Origin of the sequence: Corynebacterium sp. MSK122 (genome assembly GCF_030229435.2) — a bacterium.
Classification (GTDB): Bacteria; Actinomycetota; Actinomycetes; order Mycobacteriales; family Mycobacteriaceae; genus Corynebacterium; species Corynebacterium marquesiae.
The window spans coordinates 18,679-40,958 of the sequence record NZ_JASPHV020000013.1 but is presented as its reverse complement, the minus strand read 5'-3'; the positions used below and the strand labels follow the sequence as shown (position 1 = coordinate 40,958).

General features: G+C 58.5%; 19 protein-coding genes. 1 reads left to right on the top strand and 18 read right to left on the bottom strand.

Features of this window, described 5'->3' with window-relative positions:
• Window positions 1-11 precede the first annotated feature (11 nt).
• From QP934_RS07115 to QP934_RS07060, 12 genes are all read right to left on the bottom strand, one after another.
• On the bottom strand, window positions 12-2,084 hold the full coding sequence (locus QP934_RS07115) for a bifunctional metallophosphatase/5'-nucleotidase (protein WP_419127176.1): 2,073 nt from the start codon (window positions 2,082-2,084) through the stop codon (window positions 12-14).
• 186 nt (window positions 2,085-2,270) lie between these two features.
• Entirely contained in the window at window positions 2,271-4,559 is a 2,289-nt protein-coding gene (locus QP934_RS07110) for a RelA/SpoT family protein (protein WP_419127175.1), read from the bottom strand.
• Window positions 4,560-4,645: 86 nt separating this feature from the next.
• Complete coding sequence (locus QP934_RS07105; RefSeq protein ID WP_005324978.1) at window positions 4,646-5,191, bottom strand: adenine phosphoribosyltransferase; 546 nt, start codon at window positions 5,189-5,191, stop codon at window positions 4,646-4,648.
• A gap of 53 nt (window positions 5,192-5,244) precedes the next feature.
• Window positions 5,245-6,912: an ABC transporter substrate-binding protein gene (locus tag QP934_RS07100; protein ID WP_340418926.1), complete on the bottom strand. Its 1,668-nt coding sequence runs from the start codon at window positions 6,910-6,912 to the stop codon at window positions 5,245-5,247.
• A gap of 53 nt (window positions 6,913-6,965) precedes the next feature.
• Window positions 6,966-8,126 (bottom strand): protein translocase subunit SecF, encoded by a 1,161-nt coding sequence (gene secF / locus QP934_RS07095; protein ID WP_419127174.1) that lies wholly within the window; start codon window positions 8,124-8,126, stop codon window positions 6,966-6,968.
• Window positions 8,127-8,128: 2 nt separating this feature from the next.
• A complete protein-coding gene (gene secD / locus QP934_RS07090) occupies window positions 8,129-10,021 on the bottom strand; it encodes a protein translocase subunit SecD (RefSeq protein ID WP_419127173.1) in 1,893 nt (630 codons plus the stop codon).
• Window positions 10,022-10,259: 238 nt separating this feature from the next.
• Complete coding sequence (gene yajC, locus QP934_RS07085) at window positions 10,260-10,619, bottom strand: preprotein translocase subunit YajC (protein WP_419127172.1); 360 nt, start codon at window positions 10,617-10,619, stop codon at window positions 10,260-10,262.
• 75 nt (window positions 10,620-10,694) lie between these two features.
• A complete protein-coding gene (gene ruvB, locus QP934_RS07080) occupies window positions 10,695-11,774 on the bottom strand; it encodes a Holliday junction branch migration DNA helicase RuvB (protein WP_419127171.1) in 1,080 nt (359 codons plus the stop codon).
• Window positions 11,775-11,795: 21 nt separating this feature from the next.
• Window positions 11,796-12,413 carry a Holliday junction branch migration protein RuvA gene (gene ruvA, locus QP934_RS07075; protein WP_419127170.1) on the bottom strand — a complete coding sequence of 206 codons (618 nt, stop codon included), beginning with the start codon at window positions 12,411-12,413 and terminating at the stop codon, window positions 11,796-11,798.
• Between the two features lie 34 nt (window positions 12,414-12,447).
• Window positions 12,448-13,014, bottom strand: a complete 567-nt coding sequence (ruvC, locus tag QP934_RS07070; RefSeq protein WP_040425252.1) for a crossover junction endodeoxyribonuclease RuvC — start codon at window positions 13,012-13,014, stop codon at window positions 12,448-12,450.
• A 179-nt stretch (window positions 13,015-13,193) separates the two neighbouring features.
• The gene (locus tag QP934_RS07065; protein WP_419127169.1) at window positions 13,194-13,949 is read right to left on the bottom strand and encodes a YebC/PmpR family DNA-binding transcriptional regulator; all 756 of its coding nucleotides are present in this window, start codon (window positions 13,947-13,949) and stop codon (window positions 13,194-13,196) included.
• Between the two features lie 93 nt (window positions 13,950-14,042).
• Window positions 14,043-14,915: an acyl-CoA thioesterase gene (locus tag QP934_RS07060; RefSeq protein ID WP_419127168.1), complete on the bottom strand. Its 873-nt coding sequence runs from the start codon at window positions 14,913-14,915 to the stop codon at window positions 14,043-14,045.
• Window positions 14,916-15,095: 180 nt separating this feature from the next.
• On the opposite strand from QP934_RS07060, the gene QP934_RS07055 reads away from it, so the two are divergent.
• A complete protein-coding gene (locus QP934_RS07055; protein ID WP_337888189.1) occupies window positions 15,096-16,436 on the top strand; it encodes a DUF2029 domain-containing protein in 1,341 nt (446 codons plus the stop codon).
• A 21-nt stretch (window positions 16,437-16,457) separates the two neighbouring features.
• Here QP934_RS07055 and QP934_RS07050 read toward each other — a convergent pair whose 3' ends face one another.
• From QP934_RS07050 to thrS, 6 genes are read right to left on the bottom strand one after another with little or no spacing between them, the layout of a single operon-like run.
• The gene (locus QP934_RS07050) at window positions 16,458-16,919 is read right to left on the bottom strand and encodes a hypothetical protein (RefSeq protein ID WP_005328532.1); all 462 of its coding nucleotides are present in this window, start codon (window positions 16,917-16,919) and stop codon (window positions 16,458-16,460) included.
• Window positions 16,919-18,022 (bottom strand): glycosyltransferase family 4 protein, encoded by a 1,104-nt coding sequence (locus QP934_RS07045; RefSeq protein WP_284791029.1) that lies wholly within the window; start codon window positions 18,020-18,022, stop codon window positions 16,919-16,921. Before QP934_RS07045 ends, QP934_RS07050 begins: the two co-directional genes overlap by 1 nt.
• The gene (locus QP934_RS07040) at window positions 18,022-18,966 is read right to left on the bottom strand and encodes a phosphatidylinositol mannoside acyltransferase (RefSeq protein WP_419127167.1); all 945 of its coding nucleotides are present in this window, start codon (window positions 18,964-18,966) and stop codon (window positions 18,022-18,024) included. The genes QP934_RS07045 and QP934_RS07040 overlap by 1 nt, the downstream gene beginning before the upstream one ends.
• A gap of 39 nt (window positions 18,967-19,005) precedes the next feature.
• Entirely contained in the window at window positions 19,006-19,611 is a 606-nt protein-coding gene (gene pgsA, locus QP934_RS07035) for a phosphatidylinositol phosphate synthase (RefSeq protein ID WP_284791031.1), read from the bottom strand.
• Complete coding sequence (locus QP934_RS07030; protein WP_049378270.1) at window positions 19,604-20,203, bottom strand: HIT family protein; 600 nt, start codon at window positions 20,201-20,203, stop codon at window positions 19,604-19,606. The genes pgsA and QP934_RS07030 overlap by 8 nt, the downstream gene beginning before the upstream one ends.
• Window positions 20,190-22,253: a threonine--tRNA ligase gene (gene thrS, locus QP934_RS07025; RefSeq protein ID WP_049378271.1), complete on the bottom strand. Its 2,064-nt coding sequence runs from the start codon at window positions 22,251-22,253 to the stop codon at window positions 20,190-20,192. Before thrS ends, QP934_RS07030 begins: the two co-directional genes overlap by 14 nt.
• Window positions 22,254-22,280: the final 27 nt, after the last annotated feature.

Sequence of the window (22,280 nt, the reverse complement as noted above, 5' to 3'; positions counted from 1 at the left end):
GTTGTGCTGTCCTAGATGTGGAACTGCTTGCGCAAGTCCTCAATCATCTTGCGAGCTGGGGCAGGAAGAATCTGCGGGTTCATGCCCACAACCGCAACGCCAGCTACCAGCGCTGCAACGATGGCGAATACTGCGCCGCCCACGGAAAAGCCGTTGGAGGACAAGGAAGAGCCCTTTGGCGCAGGCTTAGCTCCCGGCTCCTGAGAGCCCTCGCCGCTTACCTCGAGTGGCAGAGTTGCCTTTGTGCCGGCGTCGGTGGTGATTTCCAGGTTCTGGGTACCGCTCAGGTTCTCTGGAACGGTGAGCTTTACCGTTGCGCGACCGCGCTCACCAAATTGCGCATCGCCTTCTTGCGCAGCGTTGTCGATGTCGACGGTCTGCTCAGCCTCGCCCAACTTCACGGTTGCCTTCTTGGCCATCGGTTCGCCCTCGGTGGAGTAATTAAGGCTAGATAGATTGACGGTGATTTCTTCACCCGGCTTCACGTCACCCTCAACGTGGGCGCCGATTTGACCCTGGCCGGTGCGAACCTCAGACTCACCCGACTTGATGTAATCGATCATGGCCTGAGTGTCCATGTAGCCCACATCGTTCTTGTCCTTGATGGAACCAGCGTTGAAGTAGCCGTCACCGCCGGCTTCTTCGTCACTGGAAGCAAGGAACGAAGACAGCGCGATGGAATAATCCTTCTTCGGGTCAATCTGTTCACCGTTGATGGTCACGGACTTTACCCGCTCGCCCTTGCCAGCCTTCTGGTCGTAGACCACCTGGACGTTATTGGAAAGCCCCATGGCCAGGCGTGGACGGCTGCCTTCCTGCCACTGGTTGTCCAAAGCATTGATAAACTCCTCGCCGGAAATCTTTGCGGTAATCACGGAGTTGCCAAACGGCTGCACCTCAAAGATGTCCTTGTAGGTAACGTCACCACCCTTCAAGTCGGCCCGCACACCACCGGCGTTCATCACACCGATCTCGATATCCTTGCCTACCTGCTTGCTCATGGCATAGCGTTGGCCTTCTGCGATGAAGTTATTGAGGGTGGATTCTACGCCACGGTTGGAGCCTGCCTCTGCGCCTTCGTCAGAGCCACGGAACAGGTCTTGCTTCACATTGCCGGCGGTCTTAGAACCTTCAACCTCGGCTTCCTTCTGTGCCTTCTCAACGACGGCCGCAATCTCGGTGTCCGGCACAACAGCGGCAGCATCCGTAGCATCGTACTGGCTGAGTTTGATGTCGGTTACCTTCTTGGCGGACTTGTCAAAGGTAATGTCGACGTCGTTGAGCAACTTGCCATACTCATGCCCCTGCGCCCACTGCAATGGAAGGGCACCTTCGCGGGGGATTTCGCCCTTGGTGCGCTGGTGGGTATCGCCGCCGAAGAGCACGTCTACGTCCTTATTGAATCCCTGGGCATACTCTTGGGCGTCCTCATGGAAAAGCGCGACGACGACGTCCGCCTCGCCAGATTCCTTCAGGCGGGTGGCCTCATCGTTGGTAGCCTTTACTGGATCCGTGAAGGTTACACCTGGGATCTTTGCGGCGGATACCTTGTATTTGGTGTTCTCCGTAACGGTGCCAACGTAGCCCACCTTGACGCCGTCGACGTCTTCCACGTTAGAGGCCTTCAGCAAAGACTTGCCGTCCTTGACCACGTTGGCGCCCAAGATGGGGAACTCGGAATTGGGCTGAATACGGTCAGTGAGGTCCTGAGTTCCCTTATCAAACTCGTGGTTGCCTACTGCAGAAACCTTCATGCCCATCTGGTTGAGGGCCTCGAGGGTGTACTTGTCATCAGAAATTGCAGATACGAAGGCGGAGCCACCCACGTTATCGCCCGAGGAGGTCAGGTTGAATTCCTGACCCTCATTTACCTGCTTGATGAGGGTCTGCAGGCGAGCTACGCCGATCTCATCGCCAGCCTTTGTTGGGTCACCAATCTTGTCCTCCAAGTGGCCGTGAATATCGGTGATATTGGTGACGGAGATGGTGGTCTTGTTTTCCTGTGCTACCGCCTGAGCGCCGGTGAGACCTACGGCGGAAACGGTAGTGGCGGCGACAAGCTGGCCGATGTAACGAAACTGCATTGAAGTACTCCTAGATAGTAGAAAGCGACAGGATATTTTATATCGCTTTGCTAACTACTTGGCAGGAGAAATTAAGCCTGCTTGCTGGAGCTTTACCTTGCAGCAGTCAAGAATTCACAAGCAGGTAACCTCCCCGATGCCTTTGCGTTGCTTGCCTCGCCCCTCCTTAAGGGTGAGGCAAACACCCTAGGCGGTTACTCGGTAAACATCAAAGACGCCCTCGGTATTGCGCAGTGTGGTCATCAGGGTCCCCAATTGCTTGGTGTCCGAAACGGAGAATGTGAACCGTACCGTCGCGATATGGTCATCGCCGCGGTTAGAATTCATGGTCAAAACGTTGATGTTTTGATCGCTCATTACCCGAGTGAGTTCCGAAAGGAGGCCCTGACGGTCGAGGGCTTCCAATTGCAGCGTCGCAGAGAAAGCCCCCGTTGCTGAGGTACCAGAAGACCAGGCCACCTCCAGCATGCGCTCTGGTTCTGCCTTGAGCTTTTCCGCGTTAGTGCAATCGGCTCGGTGCACGGAGACTCCCCCGCCGCGGGTAACGAAGCCAAAAATAGCATCGCCCGGCACGGGCTGGCAGCACTTGGCAAGCTTTGCCATCACATCGGGGCTGCCTTCCACCAAGATGCCAGTGCCCGACGCCGAATCTTCGGTGTGATGGGCACGGGAGTGCTCAATCTCAGAAAGGGGCGTGCGCGAGGCCAGGGTGTCGATGGCATCGTCTTGGTCGCCAAACATGGCAACCAATTGGTTGGCCACGTGTTGAGCAGATACGTGGCCCGCGCCAATGGCGGTATACAGCGAATCGACGTCGGTATAGTGCAGCTGTTCCGCTACCTTCTTCATGGAGCTGGCAGTAAAAAGCCGGTGCATAGGCAAGCCGCCGCGCTGGACTTCGGTCGCCAGGGAATCGCGGCCGGCTTCCAAGTGTTCTTCGCGGCGTTCCTTGGCAAACCACTGCCGCACCTTGGTCTTGGCTCGAGCGGACACGAGGAAGTCTTGCCAATCGCGGGACGGACCAGCATTGGGATCCTTGGAGGTAAAGATCTCCACCTTGTCGCCGGACTTTAGCTTAGATTCGAGCGCGACGAGTTTTCCATTGACCTTGGCACCGATACACCTGTGCCCCACCTCAGTATGTACTGCGTAGGCAAAATCTACCGGAGTTGAACCAGCGGGCAGGTTCACCACATCGCCCTTGGGGGTAAAGGCGAAGATTTGCTTGGCGGTCAGGTCGTAGCGCAGCGAGTCGAGGAACTCGTTGGGATCGGCGGCTTCTTTCTGCCAGTCCAGAAGTTGGCGCATCCACGCCATTTGGTCCACTTCTTCCTGGTGGCCCGAGTTCTTGCCCTTGGTTTCTTTGTAGCGCCAGTGAGCAGCCACACCGAACTCGGCGTTATAGTGCATCTCGTGGGTACGTACCTGGACCTCCAAGGTAGCGCCCCCATCTGCCAGCACCGTGGTGTGCAGGGACTGATACACGCCGAATCGCGGCGAGGAAATATAGTCCTTGAAGCGCCCCGGCAATGCCTGGTAGATAGAGTGCACCACGCCGATCGCGGCATAACAGCTATTGACGTCCTCGACCAAGATGCGGATTCCTACGAGGTCGAAGATCTCCGCGAAGTCACGGCCGCGCACGATCATCTTTTGATAGATGGACCAGTAATGCTTTGGTCGGCCCATAACCTCGGCTTCAATGCCGTTTTCCTTCAGCGCCCCACTGACCTGGCTAATGATCTCCTTCAGCGCGCGATCGCGCGAGGGGGCGCGTTCTGCCACCATGCGCACGATCTCGTCGTACTTCTTCGGATACAAGATGGCAAAGGACAGATCTTCCAGCTCCCACTTCACGCTGGCCATGCCGAGGCGGTGAGCTAGCGGCGCGATAACTTCGAGGGTCTGCCGCGCCTTTTTAGCCTGTTTTTCGGGCGGGAGGAACCGCATGGTACGCATATTGTGCAAGCGGTCGCTGACCTTGATAACCAAGACTCGCGGGTCGGTAGCCATGGCGACAATCATCTTGCGAATGGTCTCCGCCTCTGCGGCCGAGCCCAGTGCCACCTTGTCCAGCTTGGTCACGCCATCGACCAAGCGAGCCACCTCCGGACCGAAATCTCGGGTGAGGTCCTCTAGCGAGTAGTCCGTATCCTCCACGGTGTCGTGCAGCAGTGCTGCGACGATGGTGGTGGTGTCCATACCGATCTCTGCCGCGATCGTCGCCACGGCGAGCGGGTGGGTGATATACGGTTCTCCGGATTTGCGAAAGACACCCTCATGGAGCCGCTCCGCGGTGTCATAGGCGCGATTGAGCAAATCGGCATCGGCCTTGGGGTGAAACTTGCGGTGGATAGACATCAACGGGTCCAGCACCGGATTCACCTTCACTCGGCCGCCGGTAAGCGAACGAGCAAGGCGAGCCGACATGCTGCGCATTCCGCCGCCGGACTGGCGCTTTACGGGTTTGTCCATGGCCAAATCTACCGCCCTTCACAGTGCCACGGGCCTCGTGGCCTCATGTCCAACTAGATCGTGTGATCTAGCTTAGGCATCCCATCTTAGTCTGTGGCATTCAACACAATGAGTGGCGGGCCGGATAAACGCTCACGACCGTTGAGACCCTTGACTTCCAGCACCACCACATTGCCAGCGACTTCGGCACCTGCGGACTCAAGCAAAAGCTTGGCACCGTGGAGGGTGCCACCGGTGGCCAAGACGTCGTCGACAAGCACTACGCGCTTGCCCTTGATGTCGACGCCGCTGGCTGGAATCTCCAGCGCCGCAGAGCCATACTCCAGCTCATATTCCTCGGTATATACCGGAGGGGGAAGCTTGCCCTTCTTGCGGATGGCCAGGATACCCAGGCCCATCTTGTAGGCGACGGCCGAGCCGAGGAGGAATCCACGGGCGTCTAGGCCGCCAATCATATCTGCGCCCAATTCTTCGCAGGCGGCCGCCAAGCCGTCCACCACGGTGCGAAATGCCTCTGGGTCCGCCAAGACTGGGGTGAGGTCCTCAAAGAGGATGCCCTCCTCTGGGAAGTCTTGAACGAGGCGGACCTTGTCCTTGAGCGCCTGTGCTGCTGATTCGTAGTGCGAACTCATAATCTTCCTTGAGAAATAATTGCGAGAGGTCGTAAACGCCCGATATTCGGGGCCTATTCCTTGTCCGTTGGGACGGTGCTGTGCCAGCGGTCCATATTCCACCCGATACCCGAGACGCCAGTGTACGGCAGGACACCTTCCACGTCGCGGCGGACGAGAAAGACGCGCGGCTGCGCGGAGAGCGGAATGGATGGCACATCCTTCCACAGAGCCTCTTCTGTTTTCTTCAGCTCCGCAGAGTTCTTCATGCTCGACTCCACCGTGGAATACTCCGTCTGGGGATCAACCGGTCCGAGGAAGGCATCGACGGTTGGCGCCCAGGTTTCCGGATCCATTTCCAAGTAGTGCTGGGACATGAATTCCGCAGACGCGTCCTCGATGGTGATACCGGCCGGTTCACAGGATGCACGAAGTTGTTCCACCATGGCGGCGTAGCGCTTGTCTGGGCCCAAATAGCCGACCTTGACGGTCGTACCGTTGAGGTCGCCGGCCTTAGCCAAATCCGTGCCTTGGTGTTCCTTACCCACCTTGTCTAGACCACCGGCAACCGGGTTGGTGGCGGAGACGGTACGCAAGTAAGCCGGTGGCACCTCCACACCGGAGGCCGCAGAGCTTGCTTGCGCAACCGCCTGCTGATCGACGCAAGCGGCAAAGCTCTCGCGTGCCCACGGCTCCGCGAATACTCCAGCTTCAGATAGCGTGAGCGTGTCCGTAAGCTCGCCAACCATTGGAGTGACCTCGTAGGGGGACTCCCCTGACTCATCCTTCGTGCTGTCCAGCCAGTCAGGGTTTTCACTTGCGGCGTCCACTACGCGCAACGCGCCTTTATCTGCGAGCTTTTGTGCATCAGCATCCGAAGGCCAGACCACAACATGTTCCTCGGCGGGGGCGTCTCCGAAGTACTTTTCGTTTGCTTTGAGAATGATCTCCCCTTCGTCGCCTACCTTGTCAATGACATAGGGTCCGAAGGAGACCTGCAGCTCGGGATCTAGTTGATCCTTGGCCACGGAGAAGCCATAGCGCCATTCCTTAGCAACCGGCGCAAGCGCCTGCATGTCTTCTACTGTCAGCGCCGCGTTGAGTTCCATAACGCTCAACCCGGACTTTTTGGCTAGGGCATGGGCCGGCATGATCGTGCCGGCGCCAAACATGTGGCGCCAGCGCTGCCCCTGATCCTTGTTAAAAGTCAAGGTGAACGTTTTACCTTGGGGCTCACAGCTAAAATCCGCGATGTCATTCATCAACGGCATATGTGAGGCAAATTCAGCTGGATGAGTACCGGCCACATACGCCAAAAAGTAGTCATCGCAGGTAACGGGAGTGCCATCGGAAAAGACGGCATCCTCCTCCAAAGTGAGCTGGACGCTGCGCTGGTCACTGCCGGCGACGGGCGGAAGCTCTTCGGTCTCAACTAGATCCGCATTGGGAATTAATTCGCCAGAGGGGCCGGGCATAAAAAGGCCCGGATAAAGCCGCGTAGACAACAAACCGGCGGAGGTAGCATCACCAAAAGACGTGCCGGCATTGGTGGTGGCCAAGCGGGAATTTACCTGGTAGCCAAAGTATCCATAGGATTCTGGCTCCTGGGGAGCACTAGACGGCTCCTCTTCGCCGCCCTGCCCGCTACAGGCAGAAGCAGCTAGAGCTAGAGCTGAAACGCACGAGGCAATGGCCTTCCTTCCCCAGTGACGTTCGCTAGAACTGCTCTTTGATTTAAGCACCGTTATTTGCCCTCACTTCAGCTACCACTCCGCGAATATTTTACTACCGGAGGCTACCGGCCCGGGCGCCAAGTTGCGCCGGGTTGTCCAGTGGACTCGGACGGATCATCTTCGATCTCAGCCGGGGTGGACTTTGCGCTCACTGGTGAGACCACGGTGCGACCGGAGAATGCTGCGCCAGATTCTGCCGCGACATTCTCGTCCTTGCCGGCGCGGTAGTCCGCGACCCGCTTGTTGTGGCGCTTGATCCGCTTGGACATGTTGGCGAAGGTCACGACGAGCGGCGTGGCAAAGAAGATGGAGGAGAAAATGCCTTCAACCACGCCAATGAGCTGGATGAGCGCCAAATCGCGGAGGGTACCGATACCCATGAGCCACACAGCCACAACGAAGAGAGCGATGATAGGCAGCGCAGAAATTACCGAGGTAGAAATCGAGCGCATTACGGTCTGATTAATAGCCAAGTTTGTCAGCTCAGCATAGGTCTTCTTGCGCTGGCCCTCGAGGCCTTCCGTATTTTCGTTGATCTTGTCAAAGACGATGACCGAGTCATACATGGAGAAGGTTAAGACGGTAAGCAGACCAATGATGACGGCCGGGGAAACTTCGAAGCCAAACAGGGCGTAGATACCGGCGATGATCACGCCGTCTGCAATCAGCGCGATAATCGCGGCAAAAGCCATGGTCTTCTGCAAGCGAATGGCCACGTAGACGGTCGCGGCCACCAAGAAGACCAACATGGCAATGAGCATGCGCTGGGTAATAGAAGAACCCCAAGATTCGGAAACCGTGGACGAGCCAATGGCATCCGGGGTGGCCTTGCCGTTTTCATCCTTCGGCTGGAAGCTGTCATAGATTGCCGCGCGGGCCGCATTCACGTCCTCTTGGCTCAAGCGCTCAGAAACGATTTCCAAGGTCTCGGAATCGCCAGCGCCCACGATGTGAACCTGCTCGGGTTCTACACCGGTGGAATCTTCGAAGACCTGGCTTACCTCGTCTTCCTTGAGGTCGCCTGCCGGCATCGACAACGTGGTGCCACCTTCGAAGTCAATGGAGAGCGAGAAACCACGAATGAGGATCGCGGCCACGGCTGCCACGATCAACGCGGCGGTAATGCCGTACCACAACTTGGTGCGACCGATGAAGTCGTAACCGCGCTCGTCCTCGTAGAGGCGGTCCATCCGGGAAATCTTGTGTTTAGTCGAAACAGCCATGCTTATTTCTCCTCATCTTCCGCAGCATCTACGGGACGTGCGGTACCTGCGGCAGAATGTCCTGCCGTTTCTTTGGTAGCTGACTCTTTAACGCCGGAGGCTTCAGCAGAGCTTGCTTGACGACGTCCCGAGCCAAAGTAGCCGCGTTCACGGCGCTCTTCCACCAGTGCGTAGATACCGCCGAGGCCATTCATCGAAGGTTTAGCGGCAGCCGGACGGCGGCCGACCATCTGCATCAGCGGCGCCATGACCAGGAAGGACACGACCAGGTCGAAGACCGTGGTCAGGCCCATGGTAAAGGCGAAGCCCTTCACCTCACCGATGGCGAGGAAGTAGACCACAACGGAGCCAATCAGGGTCACCGCGTTACCGGTCACAATGGTGGCACGAGCGCGCTCCCACGCCTTCTGCGTAGCGGAGCGGAAGGTGCGTCCTTCGAGGAGCTCGTCCTTGATGCGCTCGTAGTAAACCACGAACGAGTCAGCGGTTGCGCCCACACCGATGACCAGACCGGCGATGCCGGAAAGGTCCAGCGAGTAACCGATCCAGCGTCCCAGGAGAACCAGGGAACCATAGGTCAGGAGGCCAGAGGCAATGAGGAAGATGAGGGATACGCCGGCAAGCGCGCGGAAGTAGTACAGCGAGTACGCCATCACGAGTACTAGGCCAACGAGGCCTGCAATGAGGCCGGCCTGCAGTGCGGCCTTGCCCAGTGTGGGCGGAATGGACTCGACGGTGCCGCCTGGTTCGCCATTTTCACCTGCGAAGGACAACGGCAGTGCGCCATACTTCAGGTTATTTGCCAGGCTCTGTGCCTCCTCCTGGCTAAAGTCACCAGTAATGGAGGTAGCAGAACCAACTGGAGTTGCTCCCTGAATGACCGGTGCGGAGATAACCCCAGAGTCAAGGGTAATGGCAACCTGGTCCTTAAGGTGTTCCTGCGTCAGGTCTGCCCAAGTCTGCGAACCGTTCGGGCCATCACCGGTCTTGAAGGAGAAGTTGATCTCCATCTGGCCGGACTGACCGTTTAGGCCGCCTTCGATCGGAGAGTTGGTATCGATCTCGTTACCGGTGAGGCGGGTGCCGTTTTCGTCCTTGATGCCATTGAGAAGCGGTGCTGGTTCCAGTACGTAGGGGTTGCCGTTGGCGTAGTCACAGGTAACAAATGGCTTGGCAGGATCATCGGCTCCGGCCAGGGGATCGGTACTGCCCTGGCAGGTCATCAGCGCGGAAGCTGCAGCCTGGGTGGTCGGATCCTCGGACTGACGGTCCTTCAGCAGCATTTCCGTTACTTCATCGCGACGCTTAGTCTGCTCAATAGAGTTGCTTGGCTCCTCAAGCGGCTTGGCGCTGACCTTGGGAGCTTTCTGTTTCTTCGGCTCCTTACCAGTCATCTGCGCTTCTTGCTGAGCGATGGCCTGGGTCATCTGCTCCATCTGCTTGTTGGCCTCGTCTGCGCTGAGTACGTCGTACTTCACCCAGCGGTTGGCCATATCTTCCAGCTCCTTATTGAGCTTTTCCATATCCGGCATGGAGGGCTTAGCCACCGGACGGAAGAACAGCTGCGAGGTTTGGCCGACGGCCTGCGCTTGGGAGGCATCTTCTCCCGGAACGGTAATGACCAAGGTGTTGCCGTTGATGACAACTTCGGAACCAGAAACACCCATGCCGTTGACACGCTGTTCCAAAATGTTGCGTGCTTGCTTGAGTTGGTCTTGGGTGGGTTCCTCGCCTTGCGGCGCCAGCGTTACGCGGGTGCCACCCTGCAAGTCGATGCCGAGCTTCGGGGTGCCTTGACGGTTACCAGTTAAAAAGATAAGCGCGTAGATAACAACCACAATGAGAACGAAGAGCGCGATCGCGCGCTTCGGCCATTGGCGTTTGCTATTTTTCATAGCGCCACGGGTTTTTGCGGACAACGATAATCTCCTGTGCTGCTTATAACAGGGTGTTTAAACATTAAATACGGCCCCGCCACATGGCGCAGGCACGTTAACAACGCACAATCGTACGTCATCAAGCGGAGTTTTCCTTAACGAGGTCCGGAAAAGACTCAAAGTGTGATGGGGTCTACGCTCCGCGAAGGCCCCACCCACCTAGCAAACGTTAAGGCAACTCTTAGGAAATAGCGGGCTATTTCTTCTCCTGGCCGTCAAACGGAGGATATTCCTCATCTGGCAGGTTATCTGCCGCATCATTCTTGGCGTCCCCAGCAGCAGGGCGCTCAAGGCTATTGGCTTCCTCCTCCGTGCGAATGACGGCCATCTTGTCAAAAGTAACCACCACACCAGGGGCGATTTCTAGCTCCACATCCTTGTCGCCAGTGCTGCGCACCACGCCGTGCACGCCGCCCGCCGTAACGATGGCGTCGCCCGGCTGCAGGGAATTCTGGAGGGCCTGCATCTCATTTTGGCGCTGGCGCTGCTTTCGCATGGCCATAAACGAGGGAACGGCGAAGAGGATGCCAATAATGATGAGAATGATGATTTCCATAGCACCCTAGTGTGCCAGACGGCGGTGCGCACAGAAACCCCAAGGGGGGCATCGCCAAGCAGGCTAGCCCTTAAATTAAAACAGCCCGGCCGCGCCCTCCGGCGGAGTAAGCCCTAGGTGTCGCCATGCTGCAGCGGTAGCTACACGGCCGCGTCCCGTGCGCGCAACCATCCCGGCACGCACCAGGTAAGGCTCACACACCTCCTCTACCGTCGAGGGCTCCTCGCCCACTGCGATGGCCAGTGTGCTCACGCCAACCGGTCCGCCGCCGTGCCCCTTAATCAGGGCATTGAGCACCGCTCGGTCGAGGCGGTCAAGTCCCATGTCATCTACGTCAAAGACTTCGAGCGCTCCCTGGGCCGCGCTGAGATCAATCAGCCCGGTGCCATTGACCTCGGCATAGTCACGAACGCGGCGCAGCAAACGGTTAGCAATACGCGGGGTTCCGCGCGACCGAGAGCCAATTTCTACCGCCGCATCGTGGTCAATTTCCACGTCCAAGATGTGGGCGGCGCGCTTGATCACCTGGGTGAGATCAGCCGTGTCGTAGTACTCCATCTGCGCGGTGAAACCGAAGCGGTCGCGCAATGGGCCCGTGAGCATGCCGGCGCGCGTAGTCGCGCCGACCAGGGTAAAAGGCGGAATCTCTAGCGGAATAGAAGTAGCACCGGGCCCCTTGCCCACGATGACGTCAATGCGGAAGTCCTCCATTGCCATGTACAGCATTTCTTCTGCTGGCCGGGCAATGCGGTGGATCTCATCGATGAAAAGGACATCGCCTTCCATAAGGTTGGAAAGCATTGCAGCCAAATCACCGGCGCGCTCCAAAGCGGGCCCGGAAGTCATACGCAGCGAGGTGCCCAACTCCTGGGAAATAATCATCGCCATTGTGGTCTTGCCCAAACCGGGCGGCCCCGAAAGCAAAACGTGGTCGGGCGTCACCCCACGGTTCTTTGCCCCCTTAAGCACAAGGGAAAGCTGCTCGCGTACCTTGGGTTGGCCGATAAACTCCTGTAGCGACTTTGGACGCAAGGAGCGTTCAATATCATGCTCCTCGGAGTGCGCGGTGGCATCCACATCGCTATTGCGCTGGGTGGCGTGTGCCGCGTCGACGCTCTCAGGGAGATTGAACTCGGTGCGCTCAATATCAGACATGATTGTCAGCCTTCCTGCCGGTTATTTCTTCTTGCCCAGCTGCGCCAGCGCCGCACGCAAGAGAGAGGACGTATCGGCATCGGGATCTTCCGCGTAGGCGGATTCCACCACGGGGCGCGCTGCCTTATCGCTAAACCCAAGGCCAACAAGCGCCTCAGTCACGCTTTCAACCACGGCACCACCGGCCGGCGCGATGGCGGTATCAACGGAGCCTGCGGCGGCGGGCCCGCTTGGCGCAAAGGCCGCTACCTTATCTTTCAGCTCCAGAGCCAAGCGTTGGGCCATACGCTTGCCGACGCCCGGGATAGACTGCAGCGCCTTCACATCTTCCGCGCTAATTGCCGCAGCAAGTTCCCCTGCCCCCATGACCGACAGCGCCGCCAGGGCCAGCTTAGGCCCTAGGCCAGACACGGATTGCAGCACTTGGAACATCTCGCGGTCCTCATCAGCGCTGAAGCCATAAAGAGTCAGAGAATCTTCCTTGACCACCAGGTTGGTAAGAACCGTAGCCTGTTCTCCGCGACGCAAGGTGCCCAGTGTTTTTGGGGTAGCCAGAAACTTGTACCCCACGCCTGCACAGTCGATAACCCCATGGTCGAGTCCAATATGGATTACCTCTCCACGCAGTGCAGCAATCATTGGCTTCTTATCCTTCCACTCTCAGTAAAAATCCCTAGCGCTTCTTGCCCTGGCCGCGCACGCCGCTGGTCTTAGCACCAAGCCCGAGACCGGTATGGTCCATCCGCACAATGGCCGGGGCACGCCAGCAGTGGCACACTGCCAACGCAAGAGCGTCGGCGGCGTCGGCAGGCTTGGGCGGTTCAGTCAACCCCAGAATACGGGTAATCATGGTGGTCATCTGCTTCTTATCTGCGCGTCCGTTCCCTGAGATGGCCTTTTTCACCTCGGACGGGGTGTACATGTACACCGGAATATCGCGTTCAGCCGCAGCCAGCACCAGCACCCCTACGACGTGGGCCGTTTGCATGACTGTGGATACCTGGCCGCGTTCGAAGACGCGCTCGATCGCAACCACATCTGGCGAATAGTCATCCATCCACTCTTTCGCCGCCACCGAAAGGCGCAGGAGGCGCTCCGTCAAGTCCTTATCGCTCGGGGTGCGCACCACGCCGACAGAAACGGGAAGGATTGCTCGGCCACGACCAGCCTGAACCACCGAAAGTCCGCAGCGCGTCAAGCCTGGGTCAATTCCCATCACGCGCATTCCTTCTAGGTTCATCTTTCCCCCATTGTCATGTCGGCACCACCATGCACTGCCTACCGCCCCATTATGGACTACACACAGGTGTTCTACAAGCGTAGCATCCAGTCAACCCATGGAAAAGCGCCGGCTACGTCTCCTGCGGGCAATCCCCACGGAGCGCTACCGGCGCTAAGATTCGTTCCTGCTAAAGAGGATTAGTCCTCGTTCAGCTCGGCTAGAACCTCATCGGAGAGATCCATATTGGTGTAGACGTTTTGCACATCGTCGGAGTCTTCCAAGGCATCAATGAGGCGGAAAATCTTCTTGGCATCATTGGCCTCCAGCGGTACCTCGACAGACGCACGGAAGTCACTGTCGGAGTCATCGACCTCAATATCGGCGTCCTTGAGCGCGTCCTTGACTGCCTGCACATCTGTCGGTGCGCAAACAATCTCAAACTTCTCGCCCTGGTCCTTAACCTCTTCCGCGCCTGCTTCCAGCACGGCCATCAAGACGTCATCCTCCGTCAGCTCGCCTTTTTCTACCAAGACGTAGCCGGTACGGGTGAACATGTAGGCCACAGAGCCGGACTCACCTAGGTTGCCGCCGTTCTTGGACATCGCGGTACGCACGTCGGTCGCCGCACGGTTGCGGTTATCCGTCAGACACTCAATAAGCATAGCTACGCCGTTCGGGCCATAGCCTTCGTACATGATGGTTTCCCAGTCGGCGCCGCCGGCTTCTTCACCGGAACCGCGCTTGCGAGCACGCTCAATATTGTCATTGGGGACGGAGGCCTTCTTGGCCTTCTTGATCATGTCATCAAGGGTTGGGTTAGCCGCTGGGTCACCACCGCCGGTACGAGCCGCCACTTCGATGTTCTTGATCAGCTTGGCAAATTCCTTGCCACGCTTGGCATCGTTGGCAGCCTTCTTATGCTTGGTAGTTGCCCATTTCGAGTGGCCTGACATGTAGTCCCTTTCTAATCGGGTGCTGAAACTGGTGGCAATTATACGTGTGCTGCACGAACGCGTGAAAGCGACCCCCTTATAAGCGGGACATTCTTATACTTTGTGCCAATTGCCATGGGCAGAGCCGCTGCCCAAATTTTCATCTAAGTAACGTGTAAGGCCCTCTTGATTTACCAACGCCACCAACTCACCCTGCTCTGTAAAAATTTTGCCACGCGCAACCGCCGTTGCGTTCGACGCCGCGGGTGATACCTGCTCATACAACAACCACTCATCCACGCGGAATGGGCGCAGGAACCATATCGCATGGTCAAGGCTGGCCAATTGCACTTTTTCTCCCTGATGCGGAATAAGGGCCGAGCGAATCAGCGTCATATCTGACATATAAGTCAGCGCAGCGCAGTGAAAGGCAGAATCCGCTGGCAGATGACCTGTGTTGCGGAACCAGATATACCGATAGCCTGCACCGGTGCGCTCTGCAGCCACCGGATCGCGGTCCTCTTCTGGCACGAGGCGAATATCCCATTCCTCCCACTCTTTGAGGATAATCCGGGTGGAGTACGGGGCCCCACCGCCCATCCGAGCTGCCTCCTCGGGCCCTAGTACCTTCGGCGCGGCGTCCTGATGCTGCGGACCATAGTCACCGTCGCGGTGAAAACTAGCCATGAGAGTAAAAAGGAGCACGTCACCTTGGTAGACACGCACCTGCCGATTAGCAAAGGAGCTCCCCTCCCGAATGCGTTCAACCCGGATCTCAATTGGCCGGCTCGCATCGCCAGGGCCGACAAAGTAGCCATGCAGGGAGTGGATGTCTTTGCCGGACACAGTGCGCTGGGCTGCGGCCACTGCTTGAGCAGCAATCTGCCCGCCGAAGGTACGTTCAATCCGCGACTCCACAGCAGGGCCTTTAAAGACATCTGCCACTTTCGTTTCCTCGACGGCCAGAACCTCGCGAATAGATGCCATCTGCACACTCCCTATGTCCTACATCACTTTCTAGGCAATTACCGTCCACACTACTCACTGGACGAGCCGTCAGTTTGTTTTTCAATCCGTCCCCCACTTCTGGGAGCAAAAGTGGAGGAATTTTCTAGAAGAAACTATGTCCGCTACCGAAGTAGGCGCGCATTGAATAAAGTCTTTTGAGTGAAACGCATCGCTTCTGTTCCAGCAGTATGGATTGGGTGGGTCATCGCCCGCCTCGTCCTTATTTACCTACTCAAGATTAACCACAATCCCAGGGGCGATGTCGCATATTATTTTGCCGGGCTCTTTGGCGATGACCCGACACAGATGACCGAATACCCCCACTCGGGCACGTGGCCCACGGTGCTTTTGGGATGGCTCACCGGCGAGAATATCACCGCATTCTATATCGGCTTCACCATCATGACCCTGCTTGTTGACGCCGCCTTTTTAGCCCTCCTCCTGCGCCACCACCCGACTCAACCGCGCAGTTTCCAGGCCGCCTGGTTCTGGGTCCTCTTCGGCACCGCAGCTGGCCACACCTTTGTGTGGCGTCTCGATATATTCCCCGCCTTAGCCGTGGCCGGGGCAGCTGCACTTCTAGCTACCCGTCCGCTCATCGCCTCAGCGGTACTGGGATTTGCCACCACGATGAAGCTATGGCCAGGAGTCCTCGCTGCCGGCTTGGTGGGCCGCTTCAACAGCTCCGCAACCTGGCAGCGCCTACTCGCGTTTTTCTGCACCATCGTCGCGGTCTGCACCGTCACGATTACTGCCTCTGGCACCGAGCGCCTGCTTTCACCGCTGAATTATCAGGGCGTGCGCGGTCTCCAGTTGGAGTCCATCCCGGCGACGTTCCTGCTGCTGCAGGCACATCGCTCTCCGGGGCGGTGGCACCTGGGCTACGCGCCGTCCAAGAGCTTTGAAATTTCCGGGCCTGGCGTAGATACCGCAATGACGTGGAGCACTATTGCCACCATTGCCATGCTCGTCTTCGCAGTGGGCTGGGCGCTGTACCGACTGTGCGCCGGCGGATGGACCACCCGCACGACCATGGCGTTTTTTACCGTTATGGTCCTGCTTCTTATCGCGACGAATAAGGTTTTCTCCCCGCAATACATCGTCTGGCTGGGCCCCTTGCTTGCCGTGGTGATTCGTCAGCGCCTGCCGCAAGGGTTCGCTCCCTTGCGGATATTCCAAGCCTTGTTAGCGTCCTGCACCATTATCGCCGCCGTGCTGGGCACCTTGGTCTACCCATTCAACTATGACTACATCTGGAACCACGTGGGCGAGAACATGTTCGCCGTCTACCTATTGGTAGCCCGCAATATCCTCATCGTTGTCATGGCCATCATCGGACTTGTCTGGTTTGCAGTCGAGGTGGCCCTGGGTTCGAAGATCGAGCGGGCAGATGTGCAGCAGCGACAGGCCCCTTCCTCCCCGGCAGATGGCGCGGCTGCTAGCGCCGAGGCTAAGCTGGTATTCCGCCGCCAACGCGGCCGGCACACATTTGCGCCCTGAAACTTGAGGTAGAACTGCTGCCTACTCGGCCAGCATATAGTCAAAATATTCCGGCAGCTTCGCGGTGCCGCCCAGATGAAAGAGCCGTACCGCAGGGCGCAAGCGCAGCGCGCGAGTGTCGCTGACCGCCTCATTGTAGAAGCGATGGGCAAGTTGGATGCGGCCCTCGGCGTCGGCAAGCGCGGCAGGGCGACGGTCCGCCGGAAACTCCCTCACTATGGCGGCAGATAGTTCCCGCTCGGCCATCGTGCGTGGTTCGAAATGACCCTGATAGAGCTCGGTAGATTCCGCTCGCTGTGCTAGCGCCGCAAGCTCTGGTGCTACGGCCGCTGTCACCGCTGCCCTGCGGTCTAGAGCCGCCTGCAGCTGGGCCAGCGAGGCATCAGTGCGGATGTGCAGTGAGTTAAGCCGCTGGGCGGTAAAAAGCGCCCACAAACCTACGATGATAAGTAGGAAGAGGACTAGAGCAATTTCAATGGCCATCAACGCTTTACCCTCACCTTGGTACCGTCTTGGACAGTCTCATAGACCTGCATCACGGCCGCCGCTACATGGTCCCAGTCATAGGTGCTGGCGCGTTGGACGCCATTGCGCACCAACTGGACCCGATACTCGGCATCATCAAGTACCTTGTTGAGGACGCGAGCCAAATCCTCGCTGTCTTCATTGCGAAAAAGTGCGCCGGCAGCCTCGTCGGAATCGGCATTGCACACCGCACGGAAGGCTTCAAGATCGGAAGCAACGACAGCTGCGCCGGCGGCCATGGCCTCTACCAGCACGATGCCAAAGCTTTCACCACCGGTATTTGGGGCCACGTAGACATCGGCACGGCCCAGGATTTCTGCCTTTTCGGCGTCGCTGACCCGGCCTACAAAATCCACACCCTCGACCTCGCGGGCGCGGCCGCCGCCCATGATGGTCACGCGGATATCGTGGTGTACTTGGCGGAGCGCGCTCAGCAGGATATCGAGGCCCTTGCGCGGTTCATCCAAACGTCCCAAGAAGACAACTTCCAGGGGATCGCCGGAGGCTTTGGCCGGGCTGCGGCGCCGAGCCTGGGCGTAGACCGACGTATCCACGCCGTTGGGAATGAGAACTGGGTCTCCGCCCAATTGCTCCACCTGCCACCGCCGCGCCATGTCGGATACCGCGATGCCACCCCGGATCTTTTCCAAGAAGGGAACGAGGAAAGGTTTGGCCAGGGTCAGCACCAGGGAGCTAGACGCAGAAGCGTGATACGTCGCCACCAGTGGGCCTTGGGCCACAGCCAACGCGGTCATGGAAAAGCTCGGGGAGTTCGGCTCATGGATGTGCAAGACATCGAAGTCGCCCTCCTTGATGAATTGCTTTACCTTGCGTGTTACATGGGGCCCCACGGACAGGCGCGCCACCGACCCGTTGTATGCGATGGGGAAAGCCGGCCCTCCCTTGATTACGAAATCCGGGAGCTGGGTGGATTCCGCAGCGGGGCCAATGACCTGTACATGGTGCCCTTGTTCAATGAAGACAGTCGCTAGGTCAAGAATATGGGCTTGAACCCCGCCTGGTTCATCGAAAGAGTAGGGGCACACGATTCCTATGCGCACTAGCTCCCCCCTTCCTGCGATGGCCCAGTGTGGCGGGCATTGCGGGCATTTTCGGCCGCCCGCGCTTGCCGACGCCTCTCTATGTCCACATTCCACTGCGGCTGCAACATATGCCAATCCTCCGGGTGGCGGCGGATATTGGCGGCGAAGCCATCGGCCATGCGCTGCGTTGTCTCCTGCAAGTCCGTTACCTCGAGCTCAGGAGACACAGAGAGCCCCCAGCCCTCGCCTGCAAACCAGGAGTGCACCACGTGCAGGGCGGCGCCAGTCTCTAGGGCAAGCTGTGCGGGACCGGCGGCCATATTGGCCTCTTCCCCCATGAAATCCACGGTAACGCCGCTTCGGGTGAGGTCGCGCTCAGCCAGCAGGCAGACCACGCCACCGGCTTCCAGCACCTCTTTGAGGCGGGCGAAAGGCGAGGCTTCGCCGCCGGTGAGGGGGAGAACCTCAAAGCCAAGGGTTTCGCGGTAGTCCACAAAGGCGTCGAAAAGCACTGCGGGCTTAAGGCGCTCTGCAACTGTAGTGAACTGGCCATAATGGCCGACGAGGAAGACACCCGCCATATCCCAATTACCGGAATGCGGCAATGCCAAAATGGTGCCGCGGCCGGATTGAGCCGAAGCATCAAAATGCTCAAGGCCTTCCAAGCCGCTGAGCAAGCGCTCATGCAGCCCGGCATCACGGTGGATAGCTGGCAGGCGGAACGCCTCCATCCAATAGCGCATATAGGAGCGCACCGAATCCCGCACCAACCCGCGGGTAACGTTTTCCGGGCCGACCACTCGCGCTAGGTTGCGGCGCAAGCCCTCCATTCCCCGACCGTTGCCACTTGCGTAGTCCGCACCCCAGCGAATAAGCGTGCGCGCCATGGGCTCGGGCAGACGGCGCACCACCTTCCACCCCGCGAGGTAACCCGCCGCGGAGAGGTCTTCTCTATCCCACATGGTGTCACAACCTCCTGATTTTAGGTGGTGCAGTACGAGCTACTGCTGCTCTTGGCGGGCAGCAATAACCATACGCTGGCACACGGTAAAGACGGAGCCAACGGCCAAGATCCACAGCGCTACCTCAATGGCATGCGGTACTCCCAAGCCTTCGAGGCCGATGCCACCCAAGCCCAAAATAAGCCGCTCGGGACGCTCGATCAGGCCGCCGACCATCTTGAATCCGGACGCTTCTCCCCTGGCCTTGATATAGGAAATGACCTGAGAACATACCAAGGTGACAAAGCACGCAATAACCGTGATGCGGGAAGAATCCGCAGAATAAATCAGCCACCATGCAATAGCACTGAACAATGCACCGTCGGTGATGCGATCACAGGACGCATCCAAGGTCGCACCAAAGGCAGTAGCCTTGCCGGTCAAGCGCGCCATGGTGCCATCGAGCATGTCGAAAGCGGCGAAGAGGCCGGACAAAACGGCAGCGGAAAAAAGGTGGCCGGTAGGAATGAGGATCACCGAAATCGCAATGGTGACTATGGTACCCACAACCGTGACCACATTCGGGGTCAGGCCTAGCTTCAAAAAGGCCTTGGCTATAGGTTCCACCACCACGGCGGCGGGCTTTCGCCCATGCACGCTAAGCACGCGAATCCTCCTCTTCCATCTCGCGCCATCCTTCTGCCAGCACGCGACGCGTATCCTGCAGAAGCTGCGGTAATACCTTAGTCCCATCGAGGACAGTCATAAAGTTACTATCCCCGGGCCACCTTGGCACCACATGCAGGTGCAGGTGATCTCCCACCGAGCCGCCCGAAGCGCGACCCAGGTTTAGGCCCACATTGATGGCTTCTGGGTGTGAAACCCGCTTGAGCACCCGGACGGCCTTTTGCGCGAAGGCCATCAACTCCTGAGATTCCTCTTGCGTGAGGTTCTCCAGCTGCGATTCCTTGCGATACGGCACCACCATGAGGTGCCCGGCGTTGTACGGAAACAGGTTCAGCAATGCATACACGGACTTGCCTCGAGCAATGATGAGCCCGTCTTCGTCGCTACCCTGTGGCGCTTCGACGAAGGGGTCCTTAGAACGCTTGGCAATATAGGCCATGCGATAAGGCGCCCATAACCGCTCTAGGCGGTCCGGCTCGCCAGCGCCTGAGTCAACGAAGGTCTCCTCCGCAGCGTGGTTTTCAGCGACGGCGGAGCTGTCGGTTTCGTGTGTCTCTTTAGCGTCGGGCACTGATGAGCTCTTCGGTCGGCTGCTCGTTGTTGCGCTCTGCTACCCATGCGGCGATGAGCTCCACAGCTTCCTTTACCGGCACACCATTGACCTGGGTGCCGTCGAGGAAGCGGAAGGACACGGCATCAGCTTCTACGTCGCGCGCGCCAGCCACCAGCATGAACGGAACCTTACCGGTGGTGTGGTTGCGAATCTTCTTCTGCATGCGGTCATCAGAGGTATCCACATCGGCGCGGATACCCTTCTGACGCAGCTGGGCGGCAACCTCTTCGAGGTGCGGGGAGAATTCGTCAGCCACCGGAATGCCCACCACTTGATGCGGTGCCAGCCATGCTGGGAAGGCGCCGGCGTAGTGCTCCAGCAGGACGCCAAAGAATCGCTCGATGGAGCCGAAGAGCGCACGGTGAATCATGATTGGGCGCTTCTTCGTGCCGTCCGACGCAGTGTATTCCAGCTCGAAGCGCTCCGGCAGGTTGAAGTCCAACTGCACGGTAGACATCTGCCAGGTACGGCCGATGGCGTCGCGAGCCTGCACAGAAATCTTCGGACCGTAGAAGGCTGCACCTGCGGGATCCGGAACCAGCTCCAAGCCGGACTTTTCTGCGACCGATTGCAGGATAGACGTAGAGCGATCCCAGATCTCATCAGAACCGACGAACTTATTCGGGTCCTTGGTAGAAAGCTCCAGGTAGAAGTCAGACAGTCCGTAGTCCTTCAGCAAAGAAATGATGAAGTCGAGGACCTTGGTCAGCTCCTCTTCCAGCTGCTCTTCGGTGCAGTAGATGTGAGCATCGTCCTGGGTAAAGCCGCGGGCACGGGTCAGGCCGTGGACCACGCCAGACTTTTCGTAACGGTAGACGGTACCGAACTCAAACAGACGCAGCGGGAGCTCGCGGTAGGAACGGCCACGGGATGCAAAAATTAGGTTGTGCATCGGGCAGTTCATGGGCTTGGCGTAGTAGTCCTGCGGTTCCTTGACGGTATTGCCCTCTTCGTCATATTCGCCATCGAGCTGCATCGGCGGGAACATGCCGTCGGCGTAGAAGTCCAGGTGGCCAGACTTCTTGAATAGGTCACCCTTGGTGATATGCGGGGTATTAACAAAGGAGTACCCAGCCTGTACGTGGCGGTTGCGAGAGTGGTTTTCCATCTCCATGCGAACGGTCGCGCCATTCGGGTGGAATACCGGGAAGCCGGAGCCAATCTCATCTGGGAAGGAGAAGAGATCTAGTTCCTGACCCAGGCGGCGGTGGTCGCGCTTTTCAGCCTCTTCCACCATGGTTTGGTAGGCCTCCAGCGCCTCCTTGGACTCAAAAGCGGTGCCGTAAATGCGCTGCAGGCCAGCCTTGGACTGGTCACCGCGCCAATAGGCAGCTGAAGAACGGGTCAGCGTGAAAGCCGGGATGTACTTGGTGGTCGGCACGTGCGGTCCGCGGCAGAGATCGAACCACTCTACTTCCCCGGTGCGCGGGTTGATGTTGTCATAGTGGGTGAGATCGCCGGAACCGACTTCTGCAGCCTCGTCGGAGTCAGGGTCAACGTTGCCCTTGTCTTGGACCAGCTCGAGCTTGAAAGGCTCCTCGGCGAGGGCCTTTTCCGCTTCCTCCGCGGATTCATAGACATGGCGTTCGAAGCGCTGGCCGCCCTTGATGATCTTCTTCATGCGCTTTTCAATCGCCTTGAGATCTTCCGGTGTGAAAGGCTCGGCGGTCTGGAAATCGAAGTAGAAGCCATTCTCAATGGCCGGGCCGATGCCCAGCTTGGTGCCGGGGAATTCGGCCTGCACGGCCTGGGCCATAACGTGGCCGCAGGAGTGGCGGATGACGGCGCGGCCGTCTTCCTCGCTGGCGGCAACCGGGGTAAAGGTGGACTCCGTGTCTGGGGTGTGCGACAAATCAAAGAGAGTGCCGTCCTCACCGCGAACGACTACGACAGCCTCAGGGCCCTTATTAGGAAGGTTGAGCTCTCGCATTGCTGCGCCCACGGCCTGGCCGGCGGGCACGGTGAAGGAATCGTAATTGACCGGTACTGCGGGGATGAGTTCCGCCATAATCGCGCTCCTTTATGCGCTCGTGCG